A 12,355-nucleotide genomic window follows, 5' to 3' on the forward strand; every position below is an offset into this window, starting at 1 on the left:
GCACTCGGCCTGCTCGGACCCGCCCACGACCTGTGCGCCGTGGGCTGCTGCCCCGCCCGCGCACCACGACCGGCGGCCGCCGGCGCCGACAGTCCTTACGCCTAGGGGAGAAACGTTGATTTCCGAAGAGCTCAAGGCAGAACTGCTGGACGTGGGCCTGGAGGCGGCCCGGCGGGCCGGGGCGCTCCTGCGGGACGGCCGCCCGGCGGACCTGTCGGTGGCCGCCACCAAGAGCAGCCCGATCGACGTGGTGACCGAGATGGACATCGCGGCCGAGAAGCTGATCACCGGCATCCTCGCGGAGCGCAGGCCCGCGGACGGGCTGCTGGGCGAGGAGGGCGCCGACAGCCCCGGCACCAGCGGGGTGCGGTGGGTCATCGACCCGCTCGACGGCACCGTGAACTACCTCTACGGGCTGCCCAGCTGGGGCGTGTCCATCGCGGCCGAGTACCGGGGCGAGACCGTGGTGGGCGTCGTGGAGGCGCCGATGCGCGGGGAGACGTACCACGCCGTACTCGGCGGCGGTGCCCGGCTGGGCACGACCCGGCTGGCCTGCCGGGCCGCCGCACCGCTGGACCAGGCGCTGATCGGGACCGGCTTCGGCTACGTCCAGGCCCGACGGGCCCACCAGGCCGAGGTCGCGGCGCGCATCATCCCGCTGGTGCGCGACATCCGCCGGGGCGGCTCGGCGGCCCTGGACCTGTGCGACGTCGCCGCCGGACGCCTGGACGGGCACTACGAGCGCGGGCTGAACCCCTGGGACCTGGCGGCGGGTGACCTGATCGCCCGCGAGGCGGGCGCCCTCAGCGGGGGCCGGCCGGGCGAACGGGCCTCCGGGGAACTGGCACTGGTGGCCACGCCGGCCGTCTTCGCCTCGCTCCAGCCGCTGCTGGAGGAGGCCGGGGCCTGGCACGACTGACGTACCGGGCGGCGGGACGTCCCCGGACCGCGCGACGGGCCGACCCGGACCGCATCGGGGAACGAGTCGGCCCCGGCCGCCGAATGTGGCGGCCGGGGCCGGAAGCTCCGGGTCAGGAGGTGCTGCGGTGCTGCGGCTCTCGTCGGTGCGTACTGCGGTGGAGCGGTGATGCGGTGGTGCGGAACTGAGGTCGTGCGGGGTTCCGTGGTCCGTGGGGCGGATGCCCCGGGGTGGGGTGCTGCGGGGGTCAGGCCGCCGTGACGGCGACGCCGTGCTCCGCCGCGAGCCGCTGGAGATCTTCCAGTTCGGCCTGTTCCACGTCCGCGAGGTGGTCGTCGCCCGTCTCCCGGGCCTTGCTGAGGTCCGACTGGGTGTTCCTGATGCGCTGCAGGAGACCCGCGCTGAATGCGTCCATGATGGGTGCGCCCCCTCTTCGTGGGTCGGCGACGGATGAGCGCGTGTCAATCCGCCGTCAAGGAATGGTTGGGGTGTGGTGACGTCCTCCCCGGCACCCTGGGCACAGAAACCTCGTAGGACGAGGGAATCCTCACGTCCACTCCGCCCCCCGCGGGCCCGCAAGGGCGCCTTACAGCCGGTTTACGGAAGAAACCGGCAGGATGGGCGGGCCATACACGTGTGCCCTCCTGGGCTCGAAGGAAGGAAACGACGTGCGCGTACTCGTCGTCGAGGACGAGCAGCTGCTCGCCGATGCGGTGGCCACCGGCCTGCGCCGGGAGGCCATGGCCGTGGACGTCGTGTACGACGGCGCCGCCGCCCTGGAGCGCGTCGGGGTGAACGACTACGACGTCGTCGTGCTCGACCGGGACCTTCCGCTGGTGCACGGCGACGACGTCTGCCGCAAGATCGTCGAGCTGGGCATGCCCACCAGGGTGCTCATGCTGACCGCCTCCGGGGACGTCAGCGACCGGGTCGAGGGACTGGAGCTCGGCGCCGACGACTACCTGCCCAAGCCCTTCGCCTTCACCGAGCTGACCGCCCGCGTGCGCGCCCTCGGACGGCGCACGACGGTCGCCCTGCCGCCCGTACTGGAGCGGGCCGGCATCAAGCTCGACCCGAACCGGCGCGAGGTGTTCCGCGACGGCCGGGAAGTGCAGCTGGCGCCCAAGGAGTTCGCGGTGTTGGAGGTCCTCATGCGCAGCGAGGGGACCGTGGTGTCCGCCGAGCAGCTCCTGGAGAAGGCCTGGGACGAGAACACCGACCCCTTCACCAACGTGGTCCGGGTGACCGTCATGACCCTGCGACGCAAGCTCGGCGAGCCGCCGGTCATCGTGACCGTCCCCGGTTCGGGATACCGGATCTGACGCGGATGGCAGCGACCCCGGCGCCACCGGCGGCGCCACCGAAACCGACCTGGGACCCCGGCCAGCCCGAGGGTCCCTTCCCGTGGCTGCGCCCGACCATCCGGATACGGCTCACGCTGCTGTACGGCGGCATGTTCCTCATCGCGGGCATCCTGCTGCTGTCGATCATCTACCTGTTGGCCGCACAGGCCCTGCGGGAGGGCAACGCGCTCCCGTTCAAGATCGTCGGCGGGCAGAAGGTCGAGGTCTCCAGCAGCACCTGCCCGGGCGTGGTGGGCATCGACCAGTCCTTCGACCAGTTCAACGCCGCCATCGGCAAGTGCATCCTCGAACAGCGCCGGCACGCGCTGGACGACCTGCTGAGCCGGTCGCTGATGGCTCTGCTGGGCCTCAGCATCATCGCCTTCGCCTTCGGCTACGCGATGGCCGGCCGGGTGCTGTCGCCGCTGGGCAAGATCACCCGTACCGCCCGTCGGGTCGTCGGTTCCGACCTGACCCGGCGGATCGAGCTGGACGGGCCGGACGACGAGCTGAAGGAGCTCGCCGACACCTTCGACGAGATGCTCGACCGCCTGGAGCGGGCCTTCACGGCGCAGCAGCGCTTCGTGGCCAACGCCTCGCACGAGTTGAGGACCCCGCTGGCCATCAACCGGACGCTGCTGGAGGTGCACCTCTCGGATCCCGGGGCGCCGGTGGAACTCCAGCAGCTGGGCAAGACGCTGCTGGCCACCAACGAGCGGAGCGAGCAACTGGTCGAGGGCCTGCTGCTGCTGGCCCGCAGCGAGAACCAGATCGTCGAGCGCAAGCCCGTGGACCTGGCGGAGGTCGCCTCGCGCGCCATCGACCAGGCGCGCGGGGAGGCCCAGGCGAAGGGCGTGGAGATCCGTGGCGAGCGCGCGCTCGCGGTGGTGCAGGGCAACGGCGTCCTGTTGGAGCGGATCGCCCTCAACCTGGTGCAGAACGCCGTCCGCTACAACGTCGCGGAGGGCGGTTGGGTGGAGGTCACGACCGAGGCGCAGCACGGCCAGGCGGTGCTCCTGGTATCGAACACGGGTCCCGTTGTTCCCGCGTACGAGGTGGACAACCTCTTCGAGCCCTTCAGGCGGCTGCGTACGGAGCGAACGGGCAGCGACAAGGGTGTGGGGCTGGGTCTGTCGATCGCGCGCTCCGTGGCGCGCGCTCACGGCGGGCGCATCCAGGCGACGCCCCGCGAGGGCGGTGGCCTGGTGATGCGTGTCACGTTGCCCCTTTGATCCACTCGGGGTCGCGTTCGCTGTGAGCGGAACGGACTGGAGGGATGATGGATGGGAGTTGTGTGATCGATCACATTGTCGAGTGTCGGGTCATGTGCGTTCAGTGACCCCTGGGCGGCCGGAAAGCCCGGGAAGTCCGGGTTTCCGGCCCCCCTGATGGCGGGAAATACACGGGGTGGCGTTTGTGCAAGACGGCCCCCGGACCGTGTACGGTCCCGGTCGTCATCCCAGCTACAAGCCCTTCGGGCGTGCGGCTGGGTGTCGATTGAGTAACAGACCTTGATGTGAGGCAAAATCTCCGCCTCAGGTCGGGCACAAGTCCGGCCTCTCGCGCGTTACGTGCGCTGAGACACCGCTAAATCCCAGAGGGGGAGAGCGAAAAAATGGCAACGGACTACGACACCCCACGCAAGACCGACGACGACGTCGACAACGACAGCATTGAGGAGCTGAAGGCCCGGCGCAGCGAGAAGTCCTCGTCCAGCGTCGACGTCGACGACTTCGACGGGGCCGAGAGCCTCGAACTGCCCGGCGCGGACCTTTCCAACGAGGAACTGGCCGTCCGGGTCCTTCCCAAGCAGGCCGATGAGTTCACCTGCATGAGCTGCTTCCTGGTGCACCACCGCAGCCAGCTGGCGCGCGAGAAGAACGGTCAGCCGATCTGCCGCGACTGCGACTGAGGCCTCGGCCGTGACGGGCTCGACGCCATTTCGGAAGCGACGCTTTCGTAAATCGGGTGGTCAGGCGGAGACGCAGGCGGCAGCCACGGACCCGGAAACGGGTCCTGGGGCCTCCGGCGGCTCGGCCATCGAGAGGACTGCCGTGCCCAGCGACACCGCCCCCGCGGTGCCGTCGGACACGGACGTCGGCGACAAGCCCCGACGCGTCTCCGGGGTGCGTCCGGTGCAAGCCGTCAAGAACGGTGTACGCAGGGGCGGCGAGAGCGCGAAGGCCGTCGCCCTGTACATCGCGGACCGGGTCATCGAGAACGCACCGCGCGTTCCGGTACGGGACCTCGCGACACTGCGCGCGCAGTTCCCGGGTATGGGTCCCGATCAGCTCGCCGACAAGCTGATCGCCGGGGCCGCCAACGCCACGTCCACCGTGGGCGCGGGCATCGGGGCCGCGGCGATGCTGCCGGTTCCGCCCGCGATGCCGGCGGAACTGGCCGCGGAGATCACGGGCGTGGCGGTGATCGAGCTGAAGCTCATCGCCGAACTCCACGAGGTCTACGGACTCCGCCCCCCGGGGAACCTGAAGGACCGCAGCCTCGCCTACCTCACGTCGTGGACGGAGGAGCGCGGGGTCGACCTGACCAAGCCGACCACGCTGAACGTGGCGCTCGGCGGTCAGATGAAGCGCGAACTGCGCCAACAGATCATGAAGCGGATGTTCCGCAACCTGCCGAACCTGATGCCCTTCATGGTGGGCGCCGCCGTCGGCGCCGTCATGAACCGCAAGGACACCAGGAAACTCGCCGAGAAGGTGCGTGGGGACCTGCGCGGCCGCGCCGTGCCCTGGAGTGCCCTCACGGCCCTGCCGCCCCTGGAGCGGCCCACTGAGCCCCTTCCCGAGGCCGCCAGGATCGCACTCGAAGGCCCCCCGGCACGCGGCGACGACTGAGGCCGCCCCGGAGGGCGCCGGCCCGCCCCCTCAGACCCCCGCAGGGGTCTCCTTCGCCGCGCGGATCGCCGCGGACAGGGCCTGCGGCTCGCGGGTGGAGACGTAGACGTACGGGGTCGGGTCCGTCGGGTCCGTGACCTCGACGCGGACCGCCGTGGGGACGTAGCTGCGCATCAGCATGAACGCGCGGGTGTCGGCTTTGTACGTGCGCCAGGCGCGGGCTTCCTCCGCCTCCAGGACCTCGGGCTCGCCCAGGGCCGTCACCGGGATCCGGGCGGTGCCCGCCGCCAGCGCACCGTTCACCACGCGCACGCGGGCGGAGCCGTACTGACTCACCAGCAGTCCCGTCAGCGCCGAGCCGCCGATCAGCCCCACGAGCAGGGGCGTCGTCCCGAGCGGGAAGAGCATCAGCGCGCACGCGATGCCCGCCAGCACGACGATGCCCCACCAGGAGCGGGGGGCGGACAGGCGTTCGTCGTGGTGCGCGGAGGAGAGCTGCATACGGGCAAGCCTGCCACGAGGCGACCGGCGGGTAGCCGCGCGGGTAAGGTCTGCGGCTGTGAGTGGACGAAACACAGCGTTGACGCCCCCGGCGGATGCCGCCGCACCGGTCCGGCACCCCGACGCGCCGGCACCCGGCGAACTCCTCGGCGCGCACTACGAACACTGTTTCGGGTGCGGCGGCGGACAGCCGCACGGCCTCCACCTGGAGGCGCGCGCCGGCGAGGGCGTGCGCGTCACCGCCGAGTTCACCGTCCGCCCCGCTCATCAGGGAGCCCCCGGACTCGCCCACGGCGGCGTCCTGGCCACCGCGCTCGACGAGACGCTGGGCTCCCTGAACTGGCTGCTGCGGCTCATAGCCGTGACCGGCCGGTTGGAGACCGACTTCCTGCGGCCCGTCCCCGTGGACACCGTGCTGTATCTGGAGGCCGAGGTCACCGCCGTGGCCGGGCGCAAGATCTACTCCACGGCCGTGGGCCGGATCGGCGGCCCGCAGGGCCCGGTCGCGGTCCGCGCGGACGCCCTCTTCATCGAAGTGAAGGTCGACCACTTCATCGACAACGGTCGACCCGAGGAGATCCGGGCGGCGATGGCCGACCCGGACCAGGTCAGGCGCACCCGCGCCTTCGAGGTGAACCCCTGATGTCCCAGAACACCCATGCGCCCCGCCATGACGTCGACGTGCTGATCCGCCGCGTCGACCCCGAGGTGCCCCTGCCCGCCTACGGTCACCCCGGCGACGCCGGCTGCGACCTGGTCACCACCGTGGCCGCGGAACTGGAGCCCGGGGAGCGGGCCGTGCTGCCCACCGGTGTCTCCATCGCCCTGCCCGACGGGTACGCCGCGTTCGTCCACCCCCGCTCCGGCCTGGCCGCCCGCTGCGGGCTCGCGCTCGTGAATGCCCCGGGGACGGTGGATGCCGGGTACCGTGGGGAAATCAAGGTGATCGTGGTCAATCTCGACCCTCGCGAGAGCGTCAGGTTCGAGCGTTTCGACCGCATTGCCCAGCTGGTTGTCCAGCGGGTCGAGAAGGTGCGCTTCCACGAGGTGGAGGAGCTTCCCGGCTCGGCCCGGGCCGACGGGGGGTTCGGCTCCACCGGCGGTCATGCGGCCGTGGCCGGATCCGGCGCTGGTCAGCAGGGTGGGAATGGCTACGCTTCGGTCGTAACCGACCGGGAAGGACAGTGACGTGTTCGGACGTCGCAAGAAGAACGACTCCGTCAAGGACGGCGGCGCGGCCGAGCAGGTCGACGGCGTGCGCGCCGATGAGCCGGACGACGCGGGCGAGCTCGACTCCGCCAAGCCGCGCAGGATGAACCTGCCCCCGGCCCCCCGGCCCGACGGCCCCTGGGACGTCGCCGAGGTGCTCGGCGAACCGACCGACGGCCGCGTCGACCTGGGCGGCATCCTCGTGCCCGGCGTCGAGGGCATGGAACTGCGCGTCGAGGTCGCCGGTGACGCGATCGTGGCCGCCACCGTGGTCCTCGGGGACAGCGCGGTGCAGCTGCAGGCCTTCGCAGCCCCCAAGAAGGAGGGCATCTGGGGCGAGGTCCGTGACGAGATCGCCACGGGCATCACCCAGCAGGGCGGCATCATCGACGAGGTCCAGGGCCCCCTCGGCTGGGAACTGCGGGCCCAGGTGCCCGTACCCCTGCCGGACGGCCAGACCGGCGCCCAGCTGGTGCGCTTCATCGGCGTCGACGGTCCCCGCTGGTTCCTGCGCGGTGTCATTTCCGGCCAGGGCGCGGTGCGCCCCGAGTCGGCCGGCGTGCTGGAGCAGATCTTCCGGGACACCGTCGTGCTGCGCGGCGACGGCCCCATGGCCCCCCGCGACCCCATCGTCCTGAAGCTGCCGAACGACGCCCAGATGGTGCCGGACGGCGTGCAGACGGCCGAGGACCAGGAGGGCTCCCGCTTCTCCGGCGGCATGGGCCAGCTGGAGCGCGGCCCGGAGATCACCGAGGTCCGCTGATCCCACGAGCAGTCCGCCGACGACGGGCGGGTCGCGTTCCTCCGGGGGCGGGGCCCGCCCGCGCGCGTTCGCGGCGGTCCGCCCCTCCGGCGGCGCGGGTCGCCGCAGGCCGTGGCCGGCCCGCGCGAGGGGGCGCGCCCGCGTCAGGGATGCGTCAGGGATGGGCGGACGGCGGCCCATCGGTGCGTGAACCACGTGGAAGTCCCCGAGAATGAGCGCATGGGACGCGGCACGCTAAGGATCTATCTCGGCGCGGCGCCCGGTGTGGGCAAGACGTACGCCATGCTCTCGGAGGGACACCGCCGGGTGGAACGCGGCGGTGACTGCGTCGTCGGCTTCGTCGAACACCACGGGCGACCACGCACCGAGGTCATGCTGCACGGCCTCGAACAGGTCCCGCGCGGGGAGCTGGTGCACCGGGGCGCCGCCTTCACGGAGATGGACGTGGACGCGCTGCTCGCCCGCCGCCCGGCCGTGGCGCTGGTGGACGAACTGGCCCACACCAACGTGCCCGGTTCCCGCAACGCCAAGCGCTGGCAGGACGTGGAGGAACTCCTGCGGGCCGGCATCGACGTGGTGTCCACGGTGAACATCCAGCACCTGGAGTCGCTCGGGGACGTCGTCGAGTCGATCACGGGTGTCCGGCAGCGGGAGACCGTACCGGACGAGGTGGTGCGGCGGGCCGACCAGGTCGAGCTCGTCGACATGTCCCCGCAGGCTCTGCGCCGGCGGATGGCGCACGGGAACATATACAAGTCCGACAAGGTCGACGCGGCCCTGTCCAACTACTTCCGCCCGGGCAACCTCACCGCGCTGCGCGAGGTCGCGCTGCTGTGGGTGGCCGACCGGGCCGACGAGTACCTCCAGCAGTACCGGGGCGAGCACGACATCCGCTCCACCTGGCAGGCGCGCGAGCGGATCGTCGTCGGTCTCACCGGCGGACCGGAGGGCCGTACCCTGATCCGTCGCGCCTCCCGGATGGCGGCGAAGGGCTCCGGCAGCGAGATCCTCGCCGTCTACATCGCCCGCAGCGACGGCCTGACCTCGGCCTCCCCGAAGGAACTCGCGGTCCAACGGACCCTGGTCGAAGACCTGGGTGGAACGTTTCACCATGTGATCGGGGACAACATCCCCGCGGACCTCCTCGCCTTCGCCCGCGGGGTCAACGCCACCCAGATCGTCCTCGGCTCCAGCCGCCGCAAGGCCTGGCAGTACGTCCTCGGTCCCGGGGTCGGCGCCACCGTCGCCCGCGACTCCGGTCCCGACCTGGACGTCCACATCGTCACCCACGAGGAGGTCGCCAAGGGGCGCGGACTGCCCGTGGCCCGCTCGGCCGCCCGCCTCGGCCGGCCCCGCATAGTGGCCGGATGGCTGGTCGGGGCGCTCTGCCCGGTCCTGCTGTGCCTCCTCCTCACGCACATCGACGCCGATCCCGGCCTCGCCAACGACATGCTGCTGTTCCTGGCGCTGACGGTGGCGTCCGCGCTGCTCGGCGGCCTGTGGCCGGCCCTCGCGTCCGCCGCGATCGGCTCGCTGCTGCTGAACTGGTTCTTCGCCCCGCCGCTGCACCGGCTCACCGTCTCGGACCCCCGGAACATCATGGCCATCGCGGTCTTCTTCGGGGTCGCCGTGTCCGTCGCCTCCGTGGTCGACCTCGCCGCCCGCCGCACGCACCAGGCCGCCCGGCTGCGCGCCGAGTCCGAGATCCTGTCCTTCCTCGCCGGGAGCGTGCTGCGCGGCGAGACCGCCCTGGGCGCGCTGCTGGAGCGGGTGCGCGAGACCTTCGCGATGGAGTCCGTCGCCCTCCTGGAGCGGCAGGGCGACGTCGAACCCTGGACCCGGGCCGGTAGCGTCGGCCCCAACCCGGCGGCCCGGCCCGAGGACGCCGACGTCGACATGCCGATCGGCGACCACATGGCACTCGCCCTGTCCGGGCGGGTCCTGCCCGCCGAGGACCGCCGCGTGCTCGGCGCCTTCGCCGCCCAGGCCGCCGTCGTACTGGACCGCCAGCGGCTGGTCGGCGAGGCCGAGGAGGCCCGCAGGCTGGCCGAGGGGAACCGGATCAGGACCGCGCTGCTCGCCGCCGTCAGCCACGACCTGCGCACACCACTCGCCTCCATCAAGGCCTCCGTCAGTTCCCTGCGCTCCGACGACGTGGAGTGGTCCGAGGAGGACCGGGCGGAACTCCTTGAGGGGATCGAGGACGGCGCCGACCGGCTCGACCACCTGGTGGGCAACCTGCTCGACATGTCCCGGCTCCAGACGGGGACGGTTACCCCCCTGATCCGGGAGATCGATCTCGACGAGGTGGTCCCGATGGCGTTGGGCGGCGTACCGGAGGACAGCGTGCTGCTCGACGTGCCCGAGACCCTGCCCATGGTGGCGGTGGACCCCGGGCTGCTGGAACGCACCGTGGCCAACGTGGTCGAGAACGCCGTCAAGTACAGCCCGGCGGGGCAGCCCGTGCTCGTCGCCGCCAGTTTCCTCGGCGACCGGGTCGAGGTGCGGGTCGTCGACCGCGGGCGCGGGGTCCCCGACGAGGCCAAGGACCGCATCTTCGCCCCCTTCCAGCGGTACGGGGACGCCCCCCGCGGCGCCGGAGTGGGCCTCGGCCTCGCGGTCGCCCGGGGGTTCGCCGAGGCCATGGGCGGCAGCCTCGCCGCCGAGGACACCCCCGGCGGAGGACTCACCATGGTGCTCACCCTGCGCGCGGCCGGCCGGGACCGGCCGCCGCCGGACGCCCCGGCGGGGCGGGCCGGAGACGGAACCGGAGACGGAACCGGAGACGGAACCGGCGCCGGAGCCCCGCGCGCGGACACGGCAGCACACCCCGAACGCGTGGACACGGCAGCAGCACACCCCGAACGACAGAAAGCAGGACCTCAATGACCCGGGTGCTCGTGGTGGACGACGAACCGCAGATCGTCCGAGCCCTCGTGATCAACCTCAAGGCGCGCCGGTACGAGGTCGACGCGGCCTCCGACGGCGCGGGAGCCCTTGAGCTCGCGGCCGCCCGCCACCCCGACGTGGTCGTCCTCGACCTGGGGCTGCCCGACATGGACGGCATCGAGGTGATCAAGGGGCTGCGCGGCTGGACCCGGGTGCCGATCCTCGTCCTCTCCGCCCGTCACACCTCCGACGAGAAGGTCGAGGCGTTGGACGCGGGCGCCGACGACTACGTCACCAAGCCCTTCGGCATGGACGAGCTGCTGGCCCGGCTCCGCGCCGCCGTCCGCCGGGCCGAGCCCGCGGCCGGCGCGGGCGGGGACGAGGTGGTCGTGGAGACCGAGGGGTTCACCGTGGACCTCGCCGCGAAGAAGGCGGTCCGCGCGGGGCGCGACGTGCGCCTCACCCCCACCGAGTGGCACCTGCTGGAGGTGCTGGTGCGCAACGGCGGCAAGCTGGTCAGCCAGAAGCAGCTCCTCCAGGAGGTCTGGGGGCCCTCCTACGGCACGGAGACCAACTACCTGCGGGTCTACATGGCGCAGCTGCGCCGCAAGCTGGAGGCGGACCCCTCGCACCCGCGGCACTTCATCACCGAACCGGGCATGGGATACCGCTTCGAGAGGTAGCGGGGGCGCCGGTACGCTTCCTGTATGAGTGCTGAACCGCGTCCAGACAAGCCCCAGAAGCCGGCGAAGCCGGCGGGCCGGTTCCGCCGGATGATGGAGCGGCTTTCCACCTCCCAGGAGGAGCTGCATTCGGCGGAACTGCAGGAGGACGCAGAAGCCGCGGGGTGTACGCGGATCTGCGACTGCCACGACCGCCAAATAGTCAAGGTGACCGGCACCCTGCGGACCGTCACCCTGCGGCCGCGCGCGGGCGTACCCGCACTGGAAGCGGAACTGTTCGACGGCTCGGCCGCGCTGGACGTGGTGTGGCTCGGCCGTCGCTCGATCGTGGGAATCGAGCCCGGGCGGCGCATGATCGCCTCCGGGCGGATCTCGATGAGTCATGGGCGCCGGGTGCTCTTCAACCCGAAGTACGAACTCCGACCGCTCGGACAGGAGCACTGACGGTGACGTCACTCGACAAACCCACCACGCCCGAGGGCCCGGTGGGGGACGACCAGAAGGCCGTGACGCAGGCGGCGCTGTTCGACGCCTTCGGCGGCATCCGCGGGACCGTGGAGACGATGCTCCCCGGCCTGCTGTTCGTCATGATCTACACGATCAACAAGGACGTGAAGTCGTCCGCCATCGCGGCGGGCGCGGTCGCCGTCCTCCTCGTGATCGTGCGGCTGCTGCGCAAGGACACCGTCAAGCACGCGTTCAGCGGTGTCTTCGGCGTCGGCGTGGGCGTGGCCTTCGCCCTCTTCACCGGCGACGCCAAGGGCTTCTACCTGCCCGGCATGATCTACGGCGCCGGACTGGGCGTCGCGTTCACCGTCTCCGCGCTGCTCGGCTTCCCGCTGCTCGGCGTGGTGCTCGGACCGGTGTTCAAGGAGAACCTGTCCTGGCGCACCCGCAACCCCGGGCGCAAGAAGGCGTACACGAAGGCCAGTCTGGCCTGGGGCCTGATCTTCCTCGCCAAGTACGCGATCCTCTTCCCGCTGTACTGGTGGGGCGACGCGACCCAGCTGGGCTGGGTGCTCATCGCGCTCAAGCTCCCGCCGATGGTGCTGGCCGTGTACTTCACGTGGCTGTTCCTGGCGAACGCCCCGGCGCCGATCGACGTCATCGCCGAGTACGAGGCCCAGGAGGCGGCCGAGAAGGCCGCCAAGGCCGCCGCGCGCGAGCGCGGGGTCTGACCTCCGGGCCGGGCG

Annotated in this window: 14 protein-coding genes; 12 read left to right on the forward strand and 2 right to left on the reverse strand. The window is 71.7% G+C overall.

Annotation, left to right across the window (positions count from 1 at the left end):
- Positions 1-115 precede the first annotated feature (115 nt).
- A complete protein-coding gene (locus tag ACZ58N_RS34700; RefSeq protein ID WP_471168313.1) occupies positions 116-919 on the forward strand; it encodes an inositol monophosphatase family protein in 804 nt (267 codons plus the stop codon).
- Positions 920-1,166: 247 nt separating this feature from the next.
- Here the strand turns inward: ACZ58N_RS34700 and ACZ58N_RS34705 are convergent, their stop codons facing one another.
- Entirely contained in the window at positions 1,167-1,334 is a 168-nt protein-coding gene (locus ACZ58N_RS34705) for a hypothetical protein (RefSeq protein ID WP_471168315.1), read from the reverse strand.
- A 253-nt stretch (positions 1,335-1,587) separates the two neighbouring features.
- On the opposite strand from ACZ58N_RS34705, the gene ACZ58N_RS34710 reads away from it, so the two are divergent.
- From ACZ58N_RS34710 to ACZ58N_RS34725, 4 genes are all read left to right on the forward strand, one after another.
- Positions 1,588-2,241, forward strand: coding sequence for a response regulator transcription factor (locus ACZ58N_RS34710; RefSeq protein ID WP_281206972.1), 654 nt, complete (start codon positions 1,588-1,590; stop codon positions 2,239-2,241).
- A 5-nt stretch (positions 2,242-2,246) separates the two neighbouring features.
- Entirely contained in the window at positions 2,247-3,494 is a 1,248-nt protein-coding gene (locus tag ACZ58N_RS34715) for a sensor histidine kinase (RefSeq protein ID WP_471168318.1), read from the forward strand.
- A gap of 383 nt (positions 3,495-3,877) precedes the next feature.
- Positions 3,878-4,174: a DUF4193 domain-containing protein gene (locus ACZ58N_RS34720; protein ID WP_249768165.1), complete on the forward strand. Its 297-nt coding sequence runs from the start codon at positions 3,878-3,880 to the stop codon at positions 4,172-4,174.
- 10 nt (positions 4,175-4,184) lie between these two features.
- Complete coding sequence (locus ACZ58N_RS34725; RefSeq protein ID WP_471168322.1) at positions 4,185-5,117, forward strand: hypothetical protein; 933 nt, start codon at positions 4,185-4,187, stop codon at positions 5,115-5,117.
- Positions 5,118-5,147: 30 nt separating this feature from the next.
- Here the strand turns inward: ACZ58N_RS34725 and ACZ58N_RS34730 are convergent, their stop codons facing one another.
- Positions 5,148-5,618, reverse strand: coding sequence for a DUF3093 domain-containing protein (locus tag ACZ58N_RS34730; protein ID WP_471168325.1), 471 nt, complete (start codon positions 5,616-5,618; stop codon positions 5,148-5,150).
- 58 nt (positions 5,619-5,676) lie between these two features.
- On the opposite strand from ACZ58N_RS34730, the gene ACZ58N_RS34735 reads away from it, so the two are divergent.
- From ACZ58N_RS34735 to ACZ58N_RS34765, 7 genes are all read left to right on the forward strand, one after another.
- The gene (locus ACZ58N_RS34735; RefSeq protein WP_389701331.1) at positions 5,677-6,261 is read left to right on the forward strand and encodes a PaaI family thioesterase; all 585 of its coding nucleotides are present in this window, start codon (positions 5,677-5,679) and stop codon (positions 6,259-6,261) included.
- A complete protein-coding gene (gene dut, locus ACZ58N_RS34740) occupies positions 6,261-6,806 on the forward strand; it encodes a dUTP diphosphatase (protein ID WP_389701332.1) in 546 nt (181 codons plus the stop codon). Before ACZ58N_RS34735 ends, dut begins: the two co-directional genes overlap by 1 nt.
- A gap of 1 nt (position 6,807) precedes the next feature.
- The gene (locus ACZ58N_RS34745; protein ID WP_471168326.1) at positions 6,808-7,590 is read left to right on the forward strand and encodes a DUF3710 domain-containing protein; all 783 of its coding nucleotides are present in this window, start codon (positions 6,808-6,810) and stop codon (positions 7,588-7,590) included.
- Positions 7,591-7,809: 219 nt separating this feature from the next.
- A complete protein-coding gene (locus ACZ58N_RS34750) occupies positions 7,810-10,479 on the forward strand; it encodes a DUF4118 domain-containing protein (protein WP_471168327.1) in 2,670 nt (889 codons plus the stop codon).
- Complete coding sequence (locus ACZ58N_RS34755) at positions 10,476-11,162, forward strand: response regulator (RefSeq protein ID WP_471168330.1); 687 nt, start codon at positions 10,476-10,478, stop codon at positions 11,160-11,162. The genes ACZ58N_RS34750 and ACZ58N_RS34755 overlap by 4 nt, the downstream gene beginning before the upstream one ends.
- 24 nt (positions 11,163-11,186) lie before the next feature.
- On the forward strand, positions 11,187-11,606 hold the full coding sequence (locus tag ACZ58N_RS34760) for an OB-fold nucleic acid binding domain-containing protein (protein WP_471168332.1): 420 nt from the start codon (positions 11,187-11,189) through the stop codon (positions 11,604-11,606).
- A gap of 2 nt (positions 11,607-11,608) precedes the next feature.
- A complete protein-coding gene (locus ACZ58N_RS34765) occupies positions 11,609-12,340 on the forward strand; it encodes a DUF3159 domain-containing protein (protein WP_385573227.1) in 732 nt (243 codons plus the stop codon).
- The last annotated feature ends 15 nt before the right edge of the window (positions 12,341-12,355 follow it).

The organism is Streptomyces sp. NPDC040432 (assembly GCF_055595445.1).

Excerpts from the sequence above, each read along its gene's own strand:
- ACZ58N_RS34730 (WP_471168325.1), bottom strand. The coding sequence starts at position 5,618 with ATGCAGCTCTCCTCCGCGCACCACGACGAACGCCTGTCCGCCCCCCGC.
- ACZ58N_RS34755 (WP_471168330.1), top strand. The coding sequence starts at position 10,476 with ATGACCCGGGTGCTCGTGGTGGACGACGAACCGCAGATCGTCCGAGCC.
- ACZ58N_RS34705 (WP_471168315.1), bottom strand. The coding sequence starts at position 1,334 with ATGGACGCATTCAGCGCGGGTCTCCTGCAGCGCATCAGGAACACCCAG.
- dut (WP_389701332.1), top strand. The coding sequence starts at position 6,261 with ATGTCCCAGAACACCCATGCGCCCCGCCATGACGTCGACGTGCTGATC.
- ACZ58N_RS34720 (WP_249768165.1), top strand. The coding sequence starts at position 3,878 with ATGGCAACGGACTACGACACCCCACGCAAGACCGACGACGACGTCGAC.
- ACZ58N_RS34715 (WP_471168318.1), top strand. The coding sequence starts at position 2,247 with ATGGCAGCGACCCCGGCGCCACCGGCGGCGCCACCGAAACCGACCTGG.
- ACZ58N_RS34750 (WP_471168327.1), top strand. The coding sequence starts at position 7,810 with ATGGGACGCGGCACGCTAAGGATCTATCTCGGCGCGGCGCCCGGTGTG.
- ACZ58N_RS34760 (WP_471168332.1), top strand. The coding sequence starts at position 11,187 with ATGAGTGCTGAACCGCGTCCAGACAAGCCCCAGAAGCCGGCGAAGCCG.